The 18,135-nt window shown below is 68.4% G+C and carries 18 protein-coding genes; 4 read left to right on the top strand and 14 right to left on the bottom strand.

Annotated features, from left to right (window positions below; genetic code table 11):
• Positions 1 to 13: 13 nt before the first annotated feature.
• The 6 genes from QTI45_RS26250 to QTI45_RS26225 are packed head-to-tail and all read right to left on the bottom strand — an operon-like array spanning position 14 to position 6,574.
• Positions 14 to 655, bottom strand: coding sequence for a 2'-5' RNA ligase family protein (locus QTI45_RS26250; RefSeq protein WP_286656395.1), 642 nt, complete (start codon positions 653 to 655; stop codon positions 14 to 16).
• A complete protein-coding gene (cydB, locus tag QTI45_RS26245) occupies positions 652 to 1,659 on the bottom strand; it encodes a cytochrome d ubiquinol oxidase subunit II (protein WP_286656394.1) in 1,008 nt (335 codons plus the stop codon). The genes QTI45_RS26250 and cydB overlap by 4 nt, the downstream gene beginning before the upstream one ends.
• Positions 1,656 to 3,065 (bottom strand): cytochrome ubiquinol oxidase subunit I, encoded by a 1,410-nt coding sequence (locus QTI45_RS26240; protein WP_286656393.1) that lies wholly within the window; start codon positions 3,063 to 3,065, stop codon positions 1,656 to 1,658. Before QTI45_RS26240 ends, cydB begins: the two co-directional genes overlap by 4 nt.
• Before the next feature lie 13 nt (positions 3,066 to 3,078).
• Positions 3,079 to 4,464, bottom strand: a complete 1,386-nt coding sequence (locus QTI45_RS26235; RefSeq protein ID WP_286656392.1) for an aldehyde dehydrogenase family protein — start codon at positions 4,462 to 4,464, stop codon at positions 3,079 to 3,081.
• Between the two features lie 18 nt (positions 4,465 to 4,482).
• Positions 4,483 to 4,809, bottom strand: a complete 327-nt coding sequence (locus tag QTI45_RS26230) for a Rieske (2Fe-2S) protein (RefSeq protein WP_286656391.1) — start codon at positions 4,807 to 4,809, stop codon at positions 4,483 to 4,485.
• A gap of 28 nt (positions 4,810 to 4,837) precedes the next feature.
• Positions 4,838 to 6,574 (bottom strand): GMC oxidoreductase, encoded by a 1,737-nt coding sequence (locus tag QTI45_RS26225; RefSeq protein WP_286656390.1) that lies wholly within the window; start codon positions 6,572 to 6,574, stop codon positions 4,838 to 4,840.
• Positions 6,575 to 6,763: 189 nt separating this feature from the next.
• Between QTI45_RS26225 and QTI45_RS26220 the strand changes: the two genes are divergently transcribed.
• A complete protein-coding gene (locus QTI45_RS26220; protein ID WP_286656389.1) occupies positions 6,764 to 7,444 on the top strand; it encodes an endonuclease NucS domain-containing protein in 681 nt (226 codons plus the stop codon).
• A gap of 20 nt (positions 7,445 to 7,464) precedes the next feature.
• On the opposite strand, the gene QTI45_RS26215 is transcribed toward QTI45_RS26220, so the two are convergent.
• Positions 7,465 to 8,379, bottom strand: coding sequence for a LysR family transcriptional regulator (locus QTI45_RS26215; protein WP_286369619.1), 915 nt, complete (start codon positions 8,377 to 8,379; stop codon positions 7,465 to 7,467).
• Positions 8,380 to 8,483: 104 nt separating this feature from the next.
• Between QTI45_RS26215 and QTI45_RS26210 the strand changes: the two genes are divergently transcribed.
• Genes QTI45_RS26210 through add form a run of 3 tightly spaced genes read left to right on the top strand, consistent with a single transcriptional unit; the run spans position 8,484 to position 11,022 of the window.
• Positions 8,484 to 8,999, top strand: a complete 516-nt coding sequence (locus tag QTI45_RS26210) for a nucleoside deaminase (RefSeq protein WP_286656388.1) — start codon at positions 8,484 to 8,486, stop codon at positions 8,997 to 8,999.
• Positions 8,999 to 9,973 (top strand): RCC1 domain-containing protein, encoded by a 975-nt coding sequence (locus QTI45_RS26205; protein ID WP_286656387.1) that lies wholly within the window; start codon positions 8,999 to 9,001, stop codon positions 9,971 to 9,973. The genes QTI45_RS26210 and QTI45_RS26205 overlap by 1 nt, the downstream gene beginning before the upstream one ends.
• Positions 9,970 to 11,022, top strand: a complete 1,053-nt coding sequence (gene add, locus QTI45_RS26200) for an adenosine deaminase (RefSeq protein ID WP_286656386.1) — start codon at positions 9,970 to 9,972, stop codon at positions 11,020 to 11,022. Before QTI45_RS26205 ends, add begins: the two co-directional genes overlap by 4 nt.
• 14 nt (positions 11,023 to 11,036) lie before the next feature.
• On the opposite strand, the gene QTI45_RS26195 is transcribed toward add, so the two are convergent.
• From QTI45_RS26195 to QTI45_RS26165, 7 genes are read right to left on the bottom strand one after another with little or no spacing between them, the layout of a single operon-like run.
• Complete coding sequence (locus QTI45_RS26195; RefSeq protein WP_286656385.1) at positions 11,037 to 12,008, bottom strand: Bug family tripartite tricarboxylate transporter substrate binding protein; 972 nt, start codon at positions 12,006 to 12,008, stop codon at positions 11,037 to 11,039.
• A 25-nt stretch (positions 12,009 to 12,033) separates the two neighbouring features.
• Positions 12,034 to 13,938, bottom strand: coding sequence for a feruloyl-CoA synthase (locus QTI45_RS26190; RefSeq protein WP_286656384.1), 1,905 nt, complete (start codon positions 13,936 to 13,938; stop codon positions 12,034 to 12,036).
• Positions 13,939 to 13,979: 41 nt separating this feature from the next.
• Positions 13,980 to 14,804: an SDR family NAD(P)-dependent oxidoreductase gene (locus QTI45_RS26185; protein WP_286656383.1), complete on the bottom strand. Its 825-nt coding sequence runs from the start codon at positions 14,802 to 14,804 to the stop codon at positions 13,980 to 13,982.
• Between the two features lie 26 nt (positions 14,805 to 14,830).
• Positions 14,831 to 15,253, bottom strand: a complete 423-nt coding sequence (locus QTI45_RS26180) for a MaoC family dehydratase (protein WP_286656382.1) — start codon at positions 15,251 to 15,253, stop codon at positions 14,831 to 14,833.
• Between the two features lie 14 nt (positions 15,254 to 15,267).
• The gene (locus tag QTI45_RS26175) at positions 15,268 to 15,708 is read right to left on the bottom strand and encodes a MaoC family dehydratase N-terminal domain-containing protein (protein WP_286369611.1); all 441 of its coding nucleotides are present in this window, start codon (positions 15,706 to 15,708) and stop codon (positions 15,268 to 15,270) included.
• Positions 15,705 to 16,895 carry a lipid-transfer protein gene (locus QTI45_RS26170; RefSeq protein ID WP_286656381.1) on the bottom strand — a complete coding sequence of 397 codons (1,191 nt, stop codon included), beginning with the start codon at positions 16,893 to 16,895 and terminating at the stop codon, positions 15,705 to 15,707. The genes QTI45_RS26175 and QTI45_RS26170 overlap by 4 nt, the downstream gene beginning before the upstream one ends.
• Before the next feature lie 22 nt (positions 16,896 to 16,917).
• A complete protein-coding gene (locus tag QTI45_RS26165; protein ID WP_286656380.1) occupies positions 16,918 to 18,057 on the bottom strand; it encodes an acyl-CoA dehydrogenase family protein in 1,140 nt (379 codons plus the stop codon).
• Positions 18,058 to 18,135: the final 78 nt, after the last annotated feature.

Raw genomic sequence — 18,135 nt, 5'->3', positions numbered from 1 at the left:
CAACGGCGGGGCTTCAATCCCAGCCCTTGAGTTTCCTGGCCGCAGTGCCGAACTGGCCCAGCTGATAGACGGCAGCCCCGCTGAACGCAAAGTCGAAAGACTCGAAGGGTTCGGCGAGCATCTGGTCGAGGTCCTTGCGCGTCGCAACGCCGGTGGAGACATGCGGATTGAAATGTTCGCCGGAAGCCTTCGGCACGAACGCCGAAACGTACTGGATCAGCAACGGGTCGATGACCGGGTCGTCGGGCGTCGTGACGAAGGCGCTCGAGTCGCCGGTCTCGGTCGTGAACGGCGCCACGGCCTCGATCAGCGCGGCCTGCAGTTCGAGCAGTCCAGGCGTGGGCTTGACGACGATGCCAGCCAGTCCGATCTCCTGGCTCGGGATGTAGTAGTACCGGATGGCTTCCAGTTCCATGTCGTCCAGCCGGACTCCGGCGAGGACCTTCTCGACGGCAGCGAACACCTGGTCCAGCTCCGCGGTGCGGACGAAGCGCTGCACCAGCGTGACGTGCGGTCGATGCGCCGCATCCAGGGCGAATCCCTTGGGGAAGACCTGGAGCAGGCGGGCGTTGTTGGCTTCGGCGCGCTCGAGCATCCTGGCGTCCGGTTCGAGCAGGATGTCGATCGCCATCGTCGGATCGTTCGGGAGAGTCATCGGTAGCCGCTCCGCACCTTGCCGCGAAACACCCAGTAGACGCCGACGGTGTAGATCGCGATCACCGGCAGCACGACCACGCCGCCGTAGAACAGGAACCGGAGCGATTCCTCCGGCGCCGCCGCGCTGGCGACCGTGACCGCATACGGGACCATGTAGGGCCAGAACATCGTGCCGAGCGTCAGGTACGCCGCCGCGATGAACAGCACGGTCAGTGCGTACGCCACACCATCCCGGCGCGCGCGAGCGCCCGTCACGACGCCGATGAGGGAGGCGACAGCAACCGCGACGAAGGCCCAGCCCCATGGCCGATCCTTCAGATGGCTTTGCGCGATCGCGCCCGCGTCCACGCTCAGGGACACGGCGAACGCCAGGCCGAGCACCACGAAGACGGCCGCGGCCAGCCACGGGATCCGGCGATAGGCCCAGCCGCGCAGCTCGCCTTCGCTCTTGAGCACGATCCAGCCCGCGCCGAGCAGCGCATAGCCGAAGACGAGGCCGATGCCGGTCAGGACGGAGAACGGATGCAGCCAGTCGAAGGACGTGCCGGCGAACTGGCCTTGCGCCACCGGAAGGCCGCGCATCAATGCGCCCACCGCGGCGCCCTGCACGAAGGCGACCACCGTCGACCCGAGAAAGAAACCCATGTCCCACAACCAGCGTGTCTTCACGCTGCGGTAGCGGAACTCGAAGGCGATGCCGCGGAAGATGAGGCCGACGAGCAGCAGCAGAACCGGCAGGTAGAAGGCACCCAGGAAGACGGCATACACCACCGGAAAGGTCGCGAACAGGCCGGCGCCGATGACCACCAGCCAGGTCTCGTTGCCGTCCCAGAACGGCGCGATGGTGTCCATCATGTGCAGGCGGTGGCCCTCTTCGCGGGTGGTGCCGAAGAGGATCCCGACGCCGAGGTCGAAGCCGTCCAGGATCACGTAGACCAGGATCGAGACGGCAATGACCGCCGCCCAGAAGAGCGCCAGGTCGCTGGGTGCCGCCGCGTTCACGGCCGGCCTCCGGATCTGCCTTCGGATGCGGCGTCGGTGCGCGCGGCGACCGCCAGGGGCCGGCTGCCGGTGACGTTCTCCGTGGCCTGGGTCCTGGCGCGCGGCCCCTCGCGCAGGAGCTTGTAGATGTAGTAGATGCCGAAGGACACGAAGATCCAGTACACCAGCACGTAGACGATCAGCGAAGTCAGGACATCGCTGGTCGTCAGGGAGGGCGTGACGGCGTCCTTGGTTCGCAGCAGGCCGTAGACCACCCAGGGCTGGCGCCCGATCTCGGCGGTGTACCAGCCGGTCAGGATGGCGATGAAGCCGGTCGGGAACGACATGAAGGTGGCCCACAGGAACCAGCGCGAGGACTCCAGCTTGCCGCGCCAGCGCAGCAGGTTGCCGAGCCAAGAGACGGCCAGCATGACCAGACCCATGCCGACCATCAGCCGGAAGGCGAAGAAGGGGATCAGCACTGGCGGCCGGTCTTCGCGCGGGAAGGATTCGAGCCCTCGCTCGGCCGACGTGAAATTGCCCGAGGCGATGAAGCTGCCCAGCTTCGGTACCGAGATGGCGTAGAGGTTGCGCTCGTTGGCCTCGTCGGGAATGGCGATCAGCACCTCGCTGGCGGGCTGCTCGTTCTTCCAGCGCGCCTCGATCGCGGCGAACTTGGCGGGCTGGTGCTTGAGCACGTATTCGCCGGTCAGGTGACCGAAGAAGAGCTGGACCGGGATCAGCACCGCGGCCAGCCCCAGGCCCCAGTGCAGCATCATCCGGCCTTCGTCGAAGTGCACCCGGCGCAGCAGATACCAGGCACCGGTCGCCGACACGCACATCGAGGTCGTCAGCAAGGCGGCCAGCAGCATGTGCGGCCAGCGCACCATCTGCACCGGGCCCAGCACGATCTGCATCCAGTCGGTCGGGATGATCTTGCCGTCCACCACGGTGTGGCCCAGCGGCACCTGCATCCAGCTGTTGTTGGCGAGGATCCAGAAGGAAGAGAACATCGTGCCCAGCGACACCATGCAGCACGAGAAGAAGTAGAAGCGCGGCGACACCCGGTCGCGCCCGAGCAGCATCACGCCGAAGAAGGTCGCCTCGAGCATGAAGGCCGTGAAGCCCTCGTAGCCGAGCAGCGGGCCCTGGATCGAGCCGGTCTTCACCGAGAGCACGCCCCAGTTGGTGCCGAACTGGAAGGCCATGACGATGCCCGTGACCACGCCCATGCCGAAGGAGACGGCGAAGATCGGCAGCCAGAAGTCGAACACCCGGCGATAGAGCGCGTTGCCGGTCGCCAGCCGCGCCCCCTCGATCGTTGCCAGCCAGGCCGCCAGCCCGATGGTGAAGGCGGGGAAGATGATGTGGAAGCTGATCAGGAACCCGAACTGGATCCGCGACAGGAGGACTGGATCGAGATCCACGGCGATGCGGCCTCTACGGCATCAGCTTGTTGACGACGACGCGTTCGAGGCCGTGCTTCGCGTAGGGCGGATAACGCACGCCAGGGTCGACGGTGCTGCTGTGGTGGAGCACGCCGCGCGCGTTGGTGAAGGCTTCGAAGCCCCAGCGCCCGTGGTACTTGCCCATGCCGGAGTTGCCCACGCCGCCGAACGGAAGCTCGGGAAAGAGCGGGTGGATGGCGCAGTCGTTGACCTCCGCATCGCCCGAGCGCGTGGCCGACAGGATCCTGTCGATCACCTCCTTGTCCTCGGCGAAGATGTAGAGGCCGAGCGGGCTCGGCCGGCTGTTGACCCACTGGACGACGGACTCGACCGAGTCGATCTCGAGCACCGGCAGGATCGGCCCGAAGATCTCTTCCTTCATGATCGGCGAGTCGACCGCGACGTCCACCAGCACCGTCGGCGCGATGTAGAGCTCGTCGGCATCGGTCTGGCCGCCGGCAATGGCCTTGCCGCTGCCGAGCAGCCCGGCCAGGCGATCGAAGTTGCGGCGGTTGATCACGCGCCCGTAGTCGGGGCTCAGCTTCGGGTCGTCGCCGTAGAACTCGCGAATCGTGTCCTTCATGTGCTGCAGGAATTCGTCTTTCACTTCCGGCCATGCCAGCACGTGGTCGGGCGCGGTGCAGATGTGGCCGGAGTTCAGGTAGCGCCCGTAGGCGATGCGCCGCGCCGCCGCCTTGAGGTTGGCCGACGAATGCACGATGGTCGGGTTCTTGCCGCCGAGTTCGAGCACGCAGGGCGTCAGGTTCTTGGCGGCGGCCTGGTGCACGATCTTGCCGACGGGCGGACTGCCGGTGAAGAAGATCATGTCCCACTCCTGCGCCAGCAGCGCGGTGGTCTCGGGGACGGCGCCTTCGACGACCGCGACCGCCCGCGGATCGAAGTAGCGGGGCACGAGGCGCGCCGCGGCGGCGGCGCAGTGGGCGGCGATCTCCGAGGGCTTCAGCACCGCCGTGTTGCCCGCGGCCAGCGCCGCCACCAGCGGGCCGAAGACCAGCATGAAGGGTTCGTTCCAGGCGCCGATGATCAGCGACACGCCGAGCGGATCGCGGTTCACCCGGATGTAGCCGGGCTCGAACACCAGCGGCATCGGCTCGTGCAGCGGCTTCATCCAGCTGTCGATGTGCTTGAGCGCGTAGGCGGCCTCCTTGGCGCAGTAGTCCACGTCCATCAGGTCGGCATCGTTCACGTTGCGGCGCAGGTCTTTCCAGAGTGCGTCGCACAGTTCGTCGTGGTGGTCGGTGAACAGGGCCTTGACGGCTTCGAGCTGGGTCTTGCGCCACGCCACCGGGCGCGTGTGGCCTTCGAGGAAGAAGGCGCGCTGGCTGGCGACGAGCGAGGCGTAGTCGGGGACGGACATGGCGATGAGCTCCTGGTGTCAGACGCGAACCCAGATTTCTCCGTTCTGCTCGCGCACCTCGTAGATGGGGAGTGGCTGCTTCGCCGGGCCGCCCTGCACGGCGCCGGTCGAGACGTCGAAGCGGGAGCCGTCGCACGGGCACATCAGCGTCGTGCCGGTCAGGAGGCCCGCTGAGAGCTGGCAGCCGTCGTGCGGGCACAGGTCGTCGAAGGCGAACAGGCTCTTGCCGACGCGAGCGACGGACACACGCAGCTTGCGATCGGCCAGGTAATAGGGATTGACGGACTGGTCCGGCAATCGGGCCGATGGGCCCAGGTCTCGGTACTCGACCGTCGGGTTCGCCATGCTTGTCTCCTGTGCGTCGGCTTTCGACTCAGTACGGATATTCGGGAATCACTTCGCGCTGCGGCTTGTCGAAGCGCAAGGCGCCGGGCGCCTGCGCCGGCACCGCGGGAGCGCGCGGCATGATGGGCGTCAGGCGCTGGTAGCCGGCACCCAGCGAAGGCCGCGGATCGGCGTCGCCCTTGTTCGGCCAGAACGACATGGCACGCTCGGCCAGCGCCAGGATCGTGAGCGAGGGATTCACCCCCGGGTTGGCGGGCATCACGCTGCCATCCATGACATGCAGGCCCGCATGGCCGAAAACGCGCTGGTAGGGATCGACCACGCCCTTTTCGCGCGAGTCGCCGATCGGAATGCCGCCGATGAAGTGCGCCGACGCCGTGCGGTTGACGACTTCGAAATCCAGGGCCGATTCGAGTCCGCCCATCCTGGCAGCAAGCCGCTTCGCGAACTCGTCGGCGGCCGGGATGTGCGTGGGCGGCGGATCGCCCGAGCCGTGCCGGCTGCGCAGGATGCCGTCCTTGAAGTAGAGGTCGATCGAGGTGTCGGTGGTCTGCATGCACAGCAAGGTGATCGCGCGTTCCGACCAGTGCCGCGCATCGAAGGTCTGGCCGAGGGTCTGGACCGGATGCTCCATCAGGTGCTTGAGCCAGGTCTCGGTGGGGTGCTTCTGCGGGCCGGAGGCGTAGTAGGTCGTGGCCAGCGCGAAGAAGTCGCTGCCCACGCCATAGGACACCGGCTCGATGCTGGTGTCCGGGTCCGGCCAGACGCCGGAGGTGATGGCGACGCTGCCGGGCGTGATCACGAATCGGTCCGGGTCCTTCTTCCAGGCTACATAGGGCCGCGTGACCAGGATCAGCGCCTCGGAATTGGTGCGGGCCAGCTTGCCCAGCTGATCCGACAGGCTGGTGAGCTTGTCGACATGGCGCATGTGGTGCAGCAGGCGCGCCGAGCCATAGGCGTGCGCGGAGACCACCACCTGCCTGGCCGTGTAGCGATGGCGATCGACGTGTGCCGCGCGCTGCACCCAGCCGGGATGGGTCGCGATCAGCTCGTAGCCGCCGCCGTCGAGCGGCGCGAGCTCGATCACCTCGTGCAGGTCGTGGATGACGCAGCCGTTCTTTTCCGCGAGATAGAGATAGTTCTCCGTCAGCTTGTTCTTGGCCCCGCGGCCGCAGCCGATCATGCAGTTGCCGCAGTTCACGCAGCCGGTGCGGCGCGGGCCTGCGCCGCCGAAGAAGGGGTCGTCGACCTCGACGCCCGGGGCGCCGAAGAAGGTGGCGACGGGTGCCTTGTTGTAGGTGTCGCCGTGCCCCATCTCGACGGCGATCTCGCGCATCAGCCGATCCTTGTCGCTGTCCATGTAGGGCACGCGGTTGACGCCCATCATGCGCTGGGCCTGGTCGAAGTACGCGGGCATTTCGTCGTACCAGTCGGTGATGTAGGACCACTCGGGTGCGGCGAAGAACTTCTTCGGCGGAACATAGAGCGTGCTGCCGTAGACGTGCGAGCCACCGCCCACGCCGGCGCCGTGCAGCACCAGCACGTCGTCGAGGAAGCTCAGGCGCTGCAGGCCGTACATCTCGGCCTCGGGCTGCCAAAGGTACTTCCGGATGTCCCAGTTGGTCTTGGGGATCGCGCTGTCGGGCCAGCGCCGTCCGGCTTCCATGACGCCCACCCGGTAGCCCTTCTCGGTCGCGCGCAGTGCCGCGACGCTGCCGCCGAATCCGGAGCCGACCACGATCACGTCATAGTCAAAATCGGCCATCTTGAACTCTCGTGGGTCGAAAAAGGGGAGCTTGCACGAGGCGACCGGCGTTGAACATCCCGGCGAGCACGTAGCCTACGTACGTGGCAAGCCATGAGGGGGTCGGGATTGTCGGTGTTGACGTTCGCGAACTGCGATTGCAGAGTGGCCCGGGTCAAATCATGATCTTCAACAGACTGCGAGGACCCCATGTCCCGGTACGCTCGCTTGACACCCCGGCTGCTTTCCAGTCAAGAGCCCCAGGTCACCCTGTCTTTCGATGAACTGGATTCGATCGTCGCCGGCGGCCTTCCCGACTCCGCAAAGAAGTATGGCGCCTGGTGGGCGAACAACGCCTCAAGCCAGCCTCACGCCAAGTTCTGGCTTGACGCCGGCCGACGGGCATCGCCTGACTTCAAGGGGAAACGAACGGTCTTCACACTTGATGCGTCGGTCGATACCAGCGATCTGGCCGCGGCTGTGGTCGACGAATCGACGCCGCAGGACCTGACCGAATACGTCGAGAGCAGTCTGAGCCTCGAGCGTGATCTGGAAGACCAGATCGTGAGTCACCTGGACCTGCTGGAGCCGGGACTGACGCTCGTGTCGCGGCAGGAATCCAGTGAGGTGGGCCGGCTTGACCTGCTCGCGCGAGACACCGAGGGCCGCACGGTCATCATTGAATTGAAAGCTGGTGAGGCCAAGGATTCTTCAATCGGGCAGATTGCTCGGTACGTTGGGTGGTACGCCCAAAAGGAAGGCAAGGCACCCCGAGCAGTCCTGGTCGCAAGCGGATTCTCGGAACCCCTGCGCTACGCCGCCAAGGCGATTCCCGGGCTGCGGCTTGTCACCTACAGAGTGCAGTTCACATTCGAAGATGCAAACGTGTAGCCACACGAGCGCGCCGAAACTCAAAACGTCGTCGGATGCCCCGCGCTGTCGGCCTCGCTGACCTTGAAGCGCTCCAGCTCGCGCCGCAGCCAGCTCGCGGCCTTGCCGAGCGGCTGGGCCTTGTTCCAGAGCAGGTCCACGCCGACCAGCCAGTCGGTGTGCGGGTAGGCCTCCAGCCGCAGCTCGACCAGTTCGCCGCTGGCCAGCTCGCGCAGCACGAGCTGCCGGGGCAGCGTGGCCCAGCCCAGGCCGGCGCGCGTGAGTTCCAGCAGCGCCAGGTAGCTCTCGGCGCGCCAGCTGCGGGTGCCGACCAGGTATTCGGTGCTCGGGAGCCGCTCGCCGTGGGCGCCGAAGCTCAGGCGCCGGTGCCGGTGCAGTTCGGCGAAACCCACCGTGGCGGCCCCGGCCAGCGGATGCGCGCGCGCGACCACGTGCGACATCACCAGCTTGCCCATCTGGACGAAGCCGAGTTCGGGCGGGTACGCCGGCTGCGAGAAGGCAATGCCGAGCTGCGCCGTGCCGCTCCTGACCAGCGCGCTCACGTCGCCTTCCAGCGGACTGCGCACATCCAGGTCGACGAAGGGAAAGGCCGCAGCGAATGCCGTGATCGGCGGGACGATCGCGCCATGGGGCACCTCGATCGCCACGGTGAGGGCCGGCTCCACCGACTCGCCAAGGCTGCGCGCATGGCGTTCGAGCTCGCGGCAGCGGTCCAGCACTTCGGCAGTTTCGCGCAGCAGGTGGCGGCCCGCCTCGGTCAGGGTCGGCACCTTGGTGGCCCGGTCGAACAGGGCCACTCCGAGGTCGACCTCGAGGTTGGCGATGGCGGCGCTGACCGAGCTTTGCGTGCGCGCCAGGCGGCGCGCCGCGGCAGAGAAGGACCCGGCGTCGGCGATGGCAGCGAAGATTTCCAACTGGTCCAGCGAATAGCGCATGCCGCATTTTCCATCGATTCTTGCGATGGATATCAGCTTGTCGCGGCGCATTCGGCGATGGAAGATCGCAGCGCCCAACAGAAAACCCATCGAGGCCCGCGCCCATGAAAGCCGACCCTGCTCCCGAAACCCAGCTCTGCGCAGAAGAGCTCGCCCTGCTTCGCATGACCATCGCCATGTCGGAAGAATCGAAGGCGCGCGGCCGCCATCCCTTCGCGGCGCTGGTCGCCGACGAGCACGGCCAGATCGTGGCGCGCGCGGGCAACAACTCGATGCCGCCCGAAGGCGATCCCACGCAGCATGCCGAACTGGTCGCGGCGGCCGCTGCGGCGCGCAAGCTCACGCCCGAGCAACTGCAGCGCTGCACGCTCTACACCAGCGCCGAACCCTGCTGCATGTGCGCGGGCGCGGTCTACTGGACCGGCATCGGCCGCGTCGTCTACGCGCTGTCGGAGCACGCCTTGCTCGGCCTCACCGGCGATCACGAAGAGAACCCGACCTTCTCGCTGCCCTGCCGCGAAGTGTTCGCGCGTGGACAGCGGCAGGTGAAAGTGCTGGGTCCGATGCTGGAAGACGAGGCCGCCGTGCCGCATCTGGGCTTCTGGAAGACGCAGCCGTGATGACGCCGGCCCAGCGTCTCGCACTGTGGCTCGGCGCCAGCTGCGTCGTCGGCGCAGCCTCGGCCGGTGCGGCCGCCGCGCCGCCGGATGGCTGCTTGCAGCCCGCGCCCACCGCCGTGGCCGCGATGCAGCGGCAGGCCAGGCTGGCTGCCTACTACGACCACAAGCTGGCGCTGGTCGGCGATCGCGTCTACGAATGGCAGGGCAGCGGCGCGCCGCGTCTCGTGCTGCAGGGCGCGAGGCACGTCAGCGTAGGCAAGGCCTTCGGCTACGCCATCGACCGCGGGAACCGCGCACTGCAGTGGCCGTTGGACGGCGGGGCCGTGACGCCGCTGCTCGAGCAGGTGGCCTTGATCTCGGCCGGCGAGAGCGGATTGCTCGCCATCCGCTGCGACGGCAGCCTGTGGGAGCGCGGCGTGTCCGCCGGCCCTTGGCGCCAGAGCGCGGACTCGGCGGTGCATGCCTGGGTCGGCGACAGCGCGGACTACTACATCGATGCGAAGGGCGGGCTCCATGTGCGTGGCCTTGCCCATCGGGGACAGTATGGCGATGGCAGGCTCGCGGCCGCCCCGGGCTGGACGCGGGTGTCCGACGAAGCGCTGCAGGTCGTCGCGCACACGGGCCATGCGCTGTACCTGCGGCGCGACGGCGCCGTGCTCGGAACAGGCGGCAACCGATTCGGACCGCTGGGAAGCCACGGCCATGGGGACAAGGCCAGCAGCTGGGGCGTCGTGTTCGATGGGGCGACTGCGGTCGCCACCGGCAGCCGCCACACGGCTGCGCTGACTGCGGACGGCCGCGTCTGGCTCTGGGGCGCGGCAGAGGGTTTGCGGCCGCTGCCGACCCAGCTGCTGGCCGTGGAGATCGCCGCCGGCCTCGACAGCACGCTGGCCATCGACGCGCTGGGTGCCGTGTGGGAGTGGCGCGTCGGCGAGCGGCCTTCCGCACCGGTGCCGGTTCCGGCGAAACCATGACCAGTGACTGCGTCCCGCATCCCTACAAGGCGATTCCGATGTCCGATCCGCAAAGTGCCCGTCTCGACCGGCTGCGTGCCCTGCCCAAGGCCGAAGTCCACGCCCATCTCGAAGGCTGTTTCGAACCTCTTGTGCTGGCGCAATGGGCCGCCAGCGCGGGCGTGCCCATGCCCAGGCCGCGCGAGCGCCTGTTCCAGTTCGAAGGCCTGGCCGACTTCCTGCATTTCCTCGACTGGGCCTGCGGCCTGGCGTCGACCCGCGAACGCCTGGCCGAACTGAGCTACGGCTTCAGCAAGCGGCTGGCCGCCAGCGGCGCGGGCTATGCCGACGTGATCGTCAATCCCACCCACTGGAAGGCCTGGCATGGCCGACTGCCCCAGATGCTCGATGCGATCGATGCCGGCTTCAGCGCCGCGGAGCAGGACGGATTCGCGCCGGTGGGCCTGTGCGTCAGCCTGCTGCGCACGCAATCTGCGGACGCCGCGGCCGAACTGGTCGACACGCTGATCGCGCTGCGGCATCCGCGCGTGGTGGCCCTGTCCATCGATGGCAACGAGGCTGCCGCCGGACGCACCGGCCCGCGCTTTGCGCAGGCCTTTCGCCGCGCCGGCGAAGCGGGCTTGCGCCGCACCGTGCATGCGGGCGAGTCCAGCGGTCCGGAGGGCGTGCGGGACGCCATCGAGTTGCTGGGTGCCGATCGCATCGACCACGGCGTGCGAGCGATCGAAGATCCGGCGCTGGTCGACCTGCTGGTCGACAGACAGATCCCGCTGGGCATCTGCCCGACTTCCAACCTCAGATTGGGGGTCTATGGCTCGATCGAGGAACACCCGATCGACCGCCTGCGCCGGGCCGGCGTCGTGGTCTCCATCAACACCGACGATCCGGTCTTGCTGGGTGCCAGCCTGGAGGGAGAGTACGCGCTGTGCAGCCAGGCTTTTTCCTGGTCGGATGACGAGGTGCGGGCCTTGGCGCGCCATTCGATCGAGGCCAGCTTCGCGAACGCGGACCTCAAGGCCGGGCTTCATCGGGCGCTGTCCGCCTGGTGAAGCGCGCGGGCAGCTCAATCCACCTTCGCGCCCGACACCTGCACCAGCTTCTGGATCACCGGTCCGCTGGCCTCGAAGTTGCGGCGGAACTCGGCCGAGCTGTTGCCCATGCCGACCAGCCCGAAGGCCTGGAAGCGGGCTTTCATCGCGGCGGTCTGCACCGCCGCCCGGGCTTCCTTCTCGATGCGCGCCAGGATCGCCGGCGGGGTCCTGGCGGGCGCGGTCAGCAGCACGCCGCCGACCGGCTTGAACTCGGCATCGGGGAAGCCGGCCTCGGCCATCGTCGGCACGTTGGGCAGCTCGGGCAGGCGCTCCTCGCCGATGATGGCCAGCGGCCGCAGGCTGCCGCTCGCGATGTGCGGCGCCATCGTGCCGAGCGTCCCGATGCCCATCGGGATCTGGCCGCCGATCATGTCCTGGATCATCGGCGCCTCGCCCTTGTAGGCGATGTGGCTCATGTCGAGGTGGCGCGATTCGCTCAGGTGGGCGTTGAGCAGGTGGCTCGACGAGCCGACGCCGAACGAGCCGTAGTTGACCTTGCCCTTGTTCACCTGGGCCCAGGCGACGAACTCCTTCATGGTGCGCACCGGCACGTCCTTGCTGACCGCGAGCACGAGGCTGGCCGAGCAGATCTCGGTGATGAAGGCGAAGTCGCGCCGCACGTCGTAGGGCACCTTCGAGAACATGTAGGGCGCGTAGTAGATCGGCGCCGCATGCGACAGGAACAGCGTGTAGCCGTCGGGCGCCGCGCGGGCCACGGCCGAGGCGCCGAGCATGCCCGAGGCGCCCGGCTTGTTGTCCACGATGACCGTCTGCTTCATGGTCTTGCCCAACTCCTCGGCCAGCACGCGCGCCAGCACGTCGGTGGCGCCTGCCGGCGGCGCCGGCACGACGATGGTGATGGGCCGGCTCGGGTAGTCCTGGGCGAAGGCGAGGGCGCCGCAGGCAAGTGCGGCGAGGGCGATGAGGGCTTTGGCGAAGCGCATGGGTGTCTCCGGATCTTTGGTTGCTCTATGGGTGCGCGCAGGCGACGTGCGCGGCGGGTCGGTCCTGGAACAGTTCTTCGACCAGGTGGGCACGCCGGTTCCGCGTGGCCGACTGGTTGACGTAGCCCTTGTCGGCGATCTCGTTTGCATCCATCGAAGGCGGCTCGGCCATCAGCATCAGGCGCTCGATGCGCAGGCTGGCGCTGCCGCCGTGCTTGTGCAGCCGCTCGGCGAGCGCCGCGACCAGCACCGGGTGGGTGACGAGCTCGGCGGCGCCCAGCCCGGCCAGCTCGGGTGCGAGCTGCTGGCAGGCCGCGACGTTGGGCCAGGCCAGCGCCGCGACGAAGTGCCGGTCGTGGCCGCAGATCACGGCGTCCGAGATCAATGGCGCGCACTGCTCCACCAGGCCCAGGCGGACCGCGCCGGTGCGCACCCAGGTGCCGCTGACCAGCTTGAAGTCCTCGGCGACGCGGCCGTCGAAGTGCATGCCCTTGGACGGATCGGCGGCGTCGAGCAGCCGCACCGCATCGCCGAGCTTGAAGAAGCCTTCCTCGTCGAAGGCGGCCTGCGTCAGGTCGGGGCGGCCGATGTAGCCGCTGAAGTTGTGCGCCCCGCGCACGCGGATCTCGTGCCGGCCGCCTTCCAGCGGCACCAGCTTGACCTCCGTGCCCGGCGGCGGTGCGCCGATGTTGCCGAGCTCGTCGCAGGCCCAGGTGCGGTAGGTGCCGACGCCGGTGGTCTCGGTCGAGGCCAGGCCGGTGGCGAACATGATGCGTTCGCCCACGGTGCGCACCGCCACGCGCTGGATGCGCGCTTCCACGTCCTTCGGCAGGCTGGCGCCGCCATAGCCGAAATTGAAGACGCGCGCGAAGACGCTGCGCGCCAGCACCGGGTCGCGTTCCAGCTCGGCCGCGAGCAGGGTCCAGGCCGATGGCACCGAGGTCAGCACCGTCGGCGACACTTCGCGCAGGTTGCGCACCGTGCGTTCGAACAGGCCCGGCAGCGGCTTGCCGTCGTCGATGTAGTGGGTGGCGCCGAGCAGCACCGAGCGGCCGAGGTTCAGCACGCCGCCGAGCGCGTGATGCCAGGGCAGCCAGTCGAGGAAGACCGGCGGCTCCTCGCCCTCGCCGAGCAGCGCGAACATGTCGAGCAGGTTGGTCGCGCAGGCCTGCAGGTTGCGATAGCTGATCGGCACGCCCTTGGGAACACCGGTGGAACCCGAGGTGAACAGGATGCGTGCCACGTCGTCGAGCCGGATGGCCGCGTGCGCGGCCGCCACGCGGGCGCGGCGCTCGGGCGTCAGCTCGGTGGCCGAGATCGATTCCCAGGGCAGCATGCCGGCCGCGCCGCCGTGCACCGCGATCACCGGCGCCCGCGTGCCGGCAAGCGATGCGATCGGGCGCTCGAAGGCCTTGGCATCCTGGACGAACAGCGCCGCCGGCGGCACCAGCGCGCAGATGTCCGCGAGCCGCGCGAAATCGCGGCTCAGCGTGGAGTAGGCCGGCGACACCGGCGCCACCGGAATGCCCACGTATTCGGCCGCGAGCAGCAGCACCAGCTGCTCCAGCGAGTTGCCCGACAGCGCGACGACCGGGCGGCCCTGCCCGAGCCCCATCTCGAGCAATGCGGCGCCGACCGCCTGCACCTGCTGCCAGAGCCGGGTCCAGCCGATGCGGCGCCAGGCGCCCGATGCGTCGCGCTCGCAGAAGGCGGGCAGCTCGCCGCGGCGCCCGGCCCAGTGCGGGATGTAGCCCGCGAAGCTCAGGTGCCCGGCCGGCGGCGGCGCCTCGGGCGAACGCAGGATCAGCGTGCCGTCCTCGCGCCGCTCGCAGAGGATGCGGCGCGGCGTGTACGGGGTCGGCCGGTAGCGCGGCGGCGCAGCCGTCGCGGCTTCTTCGGTTGCAGTCTGGCCCATTGTGCTTGTCTCCATCGTTTGTTTTCCATGGGCGCGCGGCGCTCGCCGCGGCGCCCCTACTGCGGCGAGCCTGCCACTGCGATCGTCTGGCCGGTGATGTAGTTCGACTCGGGCAGGCAGAACAGGTACACCGCGCCGGCCGCCTCTTCGGGCGTGCCGCCGCGGCCCAGCGGATTGCGCTGCGCGTGCGACTTGAGAAGCTCGGGGTTGAGGCCGACGCGGATGTCCTTGCCCTCGATGTTGATGGTCGCGCCGGCCTTGGCGTCGGCGCTCGTCATGCGGGTGTGGATCAGGCCGAAGGCCACCGCGTTGACGTTGACCCGGAAGCGGCCCCACTCGCGGCTGAGCGCGCGTGTCATGCCGATGACGCCGGCCTTGGCCGAGGAATAGTTCATCTGCCCGGCGTTGCCGTTGAGGGCCGAGGTCGACGAGATGTTGACCACCTTGCGGAACACCTCCACGCCGCGCTCGGTGTCGGCCTGGGCCTGCACCTTGATCACCGGATAGGCGGCGCGCAGGATGCGGAACGGCGCCGTCATGTGGCAGTCGATGATCGCGTACCACTGCTCGTCGCTCATGCGCTGGATCACGTCGTCCCAGGTGAAGCCGGCGTTGTTGACGATGATGTCGATGCCCTTGAAGCTGTCGACCGCGGTCTTGATGTAGCGCTCGGCGAAATCGGGCGCGGCGACGCTGCCGACGCAGGCCACCGCCTCGGCGCCGCTCTTCTTCAGCAGCTCGACCGTCTCGTGCGCCGGCTCGGCGTCGAGGTCATTGATGACCAGGCGCGCGCCCTCGCTGGCGAGCTTCATCGCGATGGCCTGGCCGATGCCGCGGCCCGAACCGGTGACCAGTGCCACCTTGCCGTCGAGTTTTCCCATGTGTGTATCTCCGGAATGAAAAGAGGTCAGGATTGAAAGGCGATCACTGCATCGCCGAGGATCTTGGTTTCGCCGTACTGGTTGGCGGTCTGGATCTCGAGCCTGGCGCGCTGCTCGCCGCCGGCCTCGAACTTCTCGACCACGCGGCCGGTGCAGGCGATGCGGTGGCCCAGGTGCGTGATGCCCGTGAAGCGCACGCCGAACTGGCGCAGCTGGCGCTGGTCGACCCACTGCGTCAGCAGCCGGCCCAGGTAGGCCATCGACAGCATCCCGTGGGCGAAGACGTCGGTCATGCCGGCCTGGCGCGCGTAGTCGATGTCGATGTGGATCTGGTTGTGGTCGCCCGAGGCGCCGGCGAACAGGGCCAGCGTGGTGCGCGTGATGGCCGGCAGTTCCAGCGGTGGCAGGGCGTCGCCGACATGGACGGCTTCGAACTTGAGTCGGGTCATGGGGCGGGTCTCCTTCAGGCGTTCTTGTGGACCAGCACGCTGCGCAGGTCCGCCACGTGCTCGCCGCGCTGGTTGGTCACGCGCGACTCGCGCACCACGAAGCTCAGCGCGCCGTTCTTCTTGTCGTAGATGTCGGCGATGCGGGTCTCGAACTGCAGCGTGTCGCCGGCGTAGGCCATGCGGTGGTAGTCGAACGATTCCTCGCCGTGCAGGATGCGCGAGGTCACGATGCCGAGTTCGTCGCGCCAGGCGTTCGACGGGGTCTGGAATTCCAGCGAGAACAGGAAGGTAGGCGGCAGCGGCAGGCCCGGATGGCCGGCGTCGCGCGCCGCCGATTCGTCGAGGTAGATCGGTTGGGTCTCGCCGATGGACTTGGCGAAGAAGCGCAGCTGCCCGGCCTCGGCCGTGGCCTTGTAGACCGGCAGCTTCATGCCGATGTGTTTCTTGTCGATCATGCGGACACCTTCTGGTAGATCGTGACCACGCCGGCACCGCCGAGGCCGAGGTTGTGCTGCAGGGCGACCCGGGCGCCCGCGACCTGGCGGTCCTTCGCCGTGCCGCGCATCTGGTGCGTGAGTTCGTAGCACTGGGCCAGCCCGGTGGCGCCCAGCGGATGGCCCTTGGACAGCAGGCCGCCCGAGGGGTTCGTGACCCAGCGGCCGCCGTAGGTGTTGTCGCCGTCGTCGACCAGCTTCGCGCCTTCGCCTTCGGCGCACAGGCCCAGGCCTTCGTAGGTCAGCAGCTCGTTCTGCGCGAAGCAGTCGTGCAGTTCGATGACGTCGACGTCCTTGGGGCCGACGCCGGCTTCCTCGTAGGCGCGCTGCGCGGCCAGCCGCGTCATGTCGAAGCCGACCACGCGGATCATGTCGCGCGAGGCGTAGGTGCTCGGCAGGTCGGTGGCCATCGCCTGGCCGGTGATCTGCACGTCCATGCGCAGGCCGTGCCGGCGTGCATAGTCTTCCGACACCACGATTGCGGCGGCGCCGCCGCAGGTCGGCGGGCAGGCCATCAGGCGCGTGATGACGCCTTCCCACAGCATCGGCGCCGCCATCACCTCCTCGGTCGTGACCTCGTTGCGAAACACGGCCAGGGGATTGCGCGCGGCGTGGCGGCTGGCCTTGGCGCGGATCTTCGCGAAGGTCTCGAGCCGGGTGCCGTACTTCTGCATGTGGGCCAGGCCGGCGCCGGCGAACTGCCGGATCGCCTTCGGCATGTCGGGGTTGCCGACCAGCTCGTCGACGATCTGGTTGGCGCGTTCGAGCGCCGGGGCGCGGTCGGTCCAGGCCGACTTCAGCGCCCCGGGGTTCATCTGCTCGAAGCCGACCGCCAGCGCGACGTCGACCGCGCCGCTCTGCACCGCCTGGCGCGCCAGGAACAGCGCCGACGACCCGGTGGCGCAGTTGTTGTTGACGTTGAGCACCGGGATGCCGCTCATGCCGACCCGGTAGAGCGCCTTCTGGCCGCAGGTGGAGTCGCCGTAGACGTAGCCCGCATAGGCCTGCTGCACGGCCTCGTAACCGATGCCGGCGTCGGCCAGCGCCTGCTGCACGGCCTGGGCGCCCATCTCGTCGTAGCTGCCGCTGCTGCCCGGTTTCCTGAACGGGATCATGCCGACACCGGCGACGAATACCTTGCTTGTCATGTTGTTTCCTTCGGGGTTTGAATCAGAGCTTGCGAGAGATCAGCTCGCGCATTACCTCGCTGGTGCCGCCGTAGATGCGGGTCACGCGCGAGTCGACGAAGTCCCGTGCGATCGGGTACTCCAGCATGGAGCCGTAGCCGCCGTGCAGCTGCACCATGTCATCGAGCGCCTTGCCCAGCGTCTCGGTCGCGTAGAGCTTGGCGATGGCCGCCTCCTCGAGCGTGAGGCGGCGGCGCATGTGTTCGGCCAGGTAGTGGTCGATCATCGTGCGCACCGCCACCGCCTGGGCCTTGATGTCGGCCAGCTTGAACTTGGTGTTCTGGAAGTCCCACACGGTCTGGTCGAAGGCGCGGCGATCCTTGACGTAGTCGATGGTGGTCTGCAGCGCGCGCTCCAGCTTCGCCGCGGCCCCCACCGCGATCGAGAAGCGCTCCTGCGGCAGTTCCTGCATCAGGTAGGCGAAGCCGCGGCCCTCCTCGCCCAGGCGGTTGGCGACCGGCACGCGCAGGTTGTCGAAGAACAGCTCGGCCGTGTCCTGCGCGTACTGGCCGACCTTCTCGAGCTTGCGTCCGCGCCGGAAGCCCGCACGCGTGGCCTCGACCGCGATCAGGCTGATGCCCTTGGCGCCGGCGGCCGGATCGGTCTTGCAGACCACGATCACGAGGTCGGAGGTCAGTCCGTTGCTGATGAAGGTCTTGCTGCCGTTGATGACGTAGTCGTCGCCGTCGCGCACCGCGGTGGTCCGGATCGCCTTCAGATCGCTGCCGGTGCCGGGCTCGGTCATCGCGATCGCCAGGATGATCTCGCCGGAGGCTGCGCCCGGCAGCCAGCGGCGCTTCTGCTCGTCGTTGCCGACGCGGGCGATGTAGGGCGCGATGATGTCCGAGTGCATGCCGAAGGACAGGCCGCTGACGCCCGAGCGCGCCAGCTCCTCGCTGAAGACCGCGGCGTGGCCGAAGTCACCGCCGCCGCCGCCGTATTCCTCCGGCAGCGAGGCGCACAAGAGGCCCTCGCGGCCGGCCTTGAGCCAGGTCTCGCGGTCGACCTGCCCGGCCTGGTCCCAGTCGCGCTGGCGCGGCTGGCATTCGCGCTCGAGGAAGCGGCGCACCGTCGTGCGGTACATCTCGTGGTCGTCCCTGAAGACGGTGCGTGTCACGTTCACTTGAATGTCTCCTGCTGTTGTGTCGCCTGGACCCGATGATCGGGCGCAGGGCGCAGAGGAGGCCCACCCGCAGTGGGG

This window comes from Variovorax saccharolyticus (assembly GCF_030316765.1).
Lineage (GTDB): Bacteria > Pseudomonadota > Gammaproteobacteria > Burkholderiales > Burkholderiaceae_C > Variovorax > Variovorax saccharolyticus.
The sequence above is the reverse complement of the archived record's forward strand: the minus strand, read 5'-3'. Positions and strand labels throughout refer to the sequence as shown.

Bases quoted from the DNA above. Each gene is read 5' to 3' on its own strand.
- add (WP_286656386.1), top strand. From the start codon at position 9,970: ATGACCAGTGACTGCGTCCCGCATCCCTACAAGGCGATTCCGATGTCC.
- QTI45_RS26250 (WP_286656395.1), bottom strand. From the start codon at position 655: ATGACTCTCCCGAACGATCCGACGATGGCGATCGACATCCTGCTCGAA.
- QTI45_RS26235 (WP_286656392.1), bottom strand. From the start codon at position 4,464: ATGTCCGTCCCCGACTACGCCTCGCTCGTCGCCAGCCAGCGCGCCTTC.
- QTI45_RS26210 (WP_286656388.1), top strand. From the start codon at position 8,484: ATGAAAGCCGACCCTGCTCCCGAAACCCAGCTCTGCGCAGAAGAGCTC.
- QTI45_RS26195 (WP_286656385.1), bottom strand. From the start codon at position 12,008: ATGCGCTTCGCCAAAGCCCTCATCGCCCTCGCCGCACTTGCCTGCGGC.
- QTI45_RS26175 (WP_286369611.1), bottom strand. From the start codon at position 15,708: ATGATCGACAAGAAACACATCGGCATGAAGCTGCCGGTCTACAAGGCC.
- QTI45_RS26215 (WP_286369619.1), bottom strand. From the start codon at position 8,379: ATGCGCTATTCGCTGGACCAGTTGGAAATCTTCGCTGCCATCGCCGAC.
- QTI45_RS26170 (WP_286656381.1), bottom strand. From the start codon at position 16,895: ATGACAAGCAAGGTATTCGTCGCCGGTGTCGGCATGATCCCGTTCAGG.
- QTI45_RS26205 (WP_286656387.1), top strand. From the start codon at position 8,999: ATGACGCCGGCCCAGCGTCTCGCACTGTGGCTCGGCGCCAGCTGCGTC.
- QTI45_RS26185 (WP_286656383.1), bottom strand. From the start codon at position 14,804: ATGGGAAAACTCGACGGCAAGGTGGCACTGGTCACCGGTTCGGGCCGC.
- QTI45_RS26230 (WP_286656391.1), bottom strand. From the start codon at position 4,809: ATGGCGAACCCGACGGTCGAGTACCGAGACCTGGGCCCATCGGCCCGA.
- QTI45_RS26180 (WP_286656382.1), bottom strand. From the start codon at position 15,253: ATGACCCGACTCAAGTTCGAAGCCGTCCATGTCGGCGACGCCCTGCCA.
- QTI45_RS26225 (WP_286656390.1), bottom strand. From the start codon at position 6,574: ATGGCCGATTTTGACTATGACGTGATCGTGGTCGGCTCCGGATTCGGC.
- QTI45_RS26220 (WP_286656389.1), top strand. From the start codon at position 6,764: ATGTCCCGGTACGCTCGCTTGACACCCCGGCTGCTTTCCAGTCAAGAG.
- QTI45_RS26190 (WP_286656384.1), bottom strand. From the start codon at position 13,938: ATGGAGACAAGCACAATGGGCCAGACTGCAACCGAAGAAGCCGCGACG.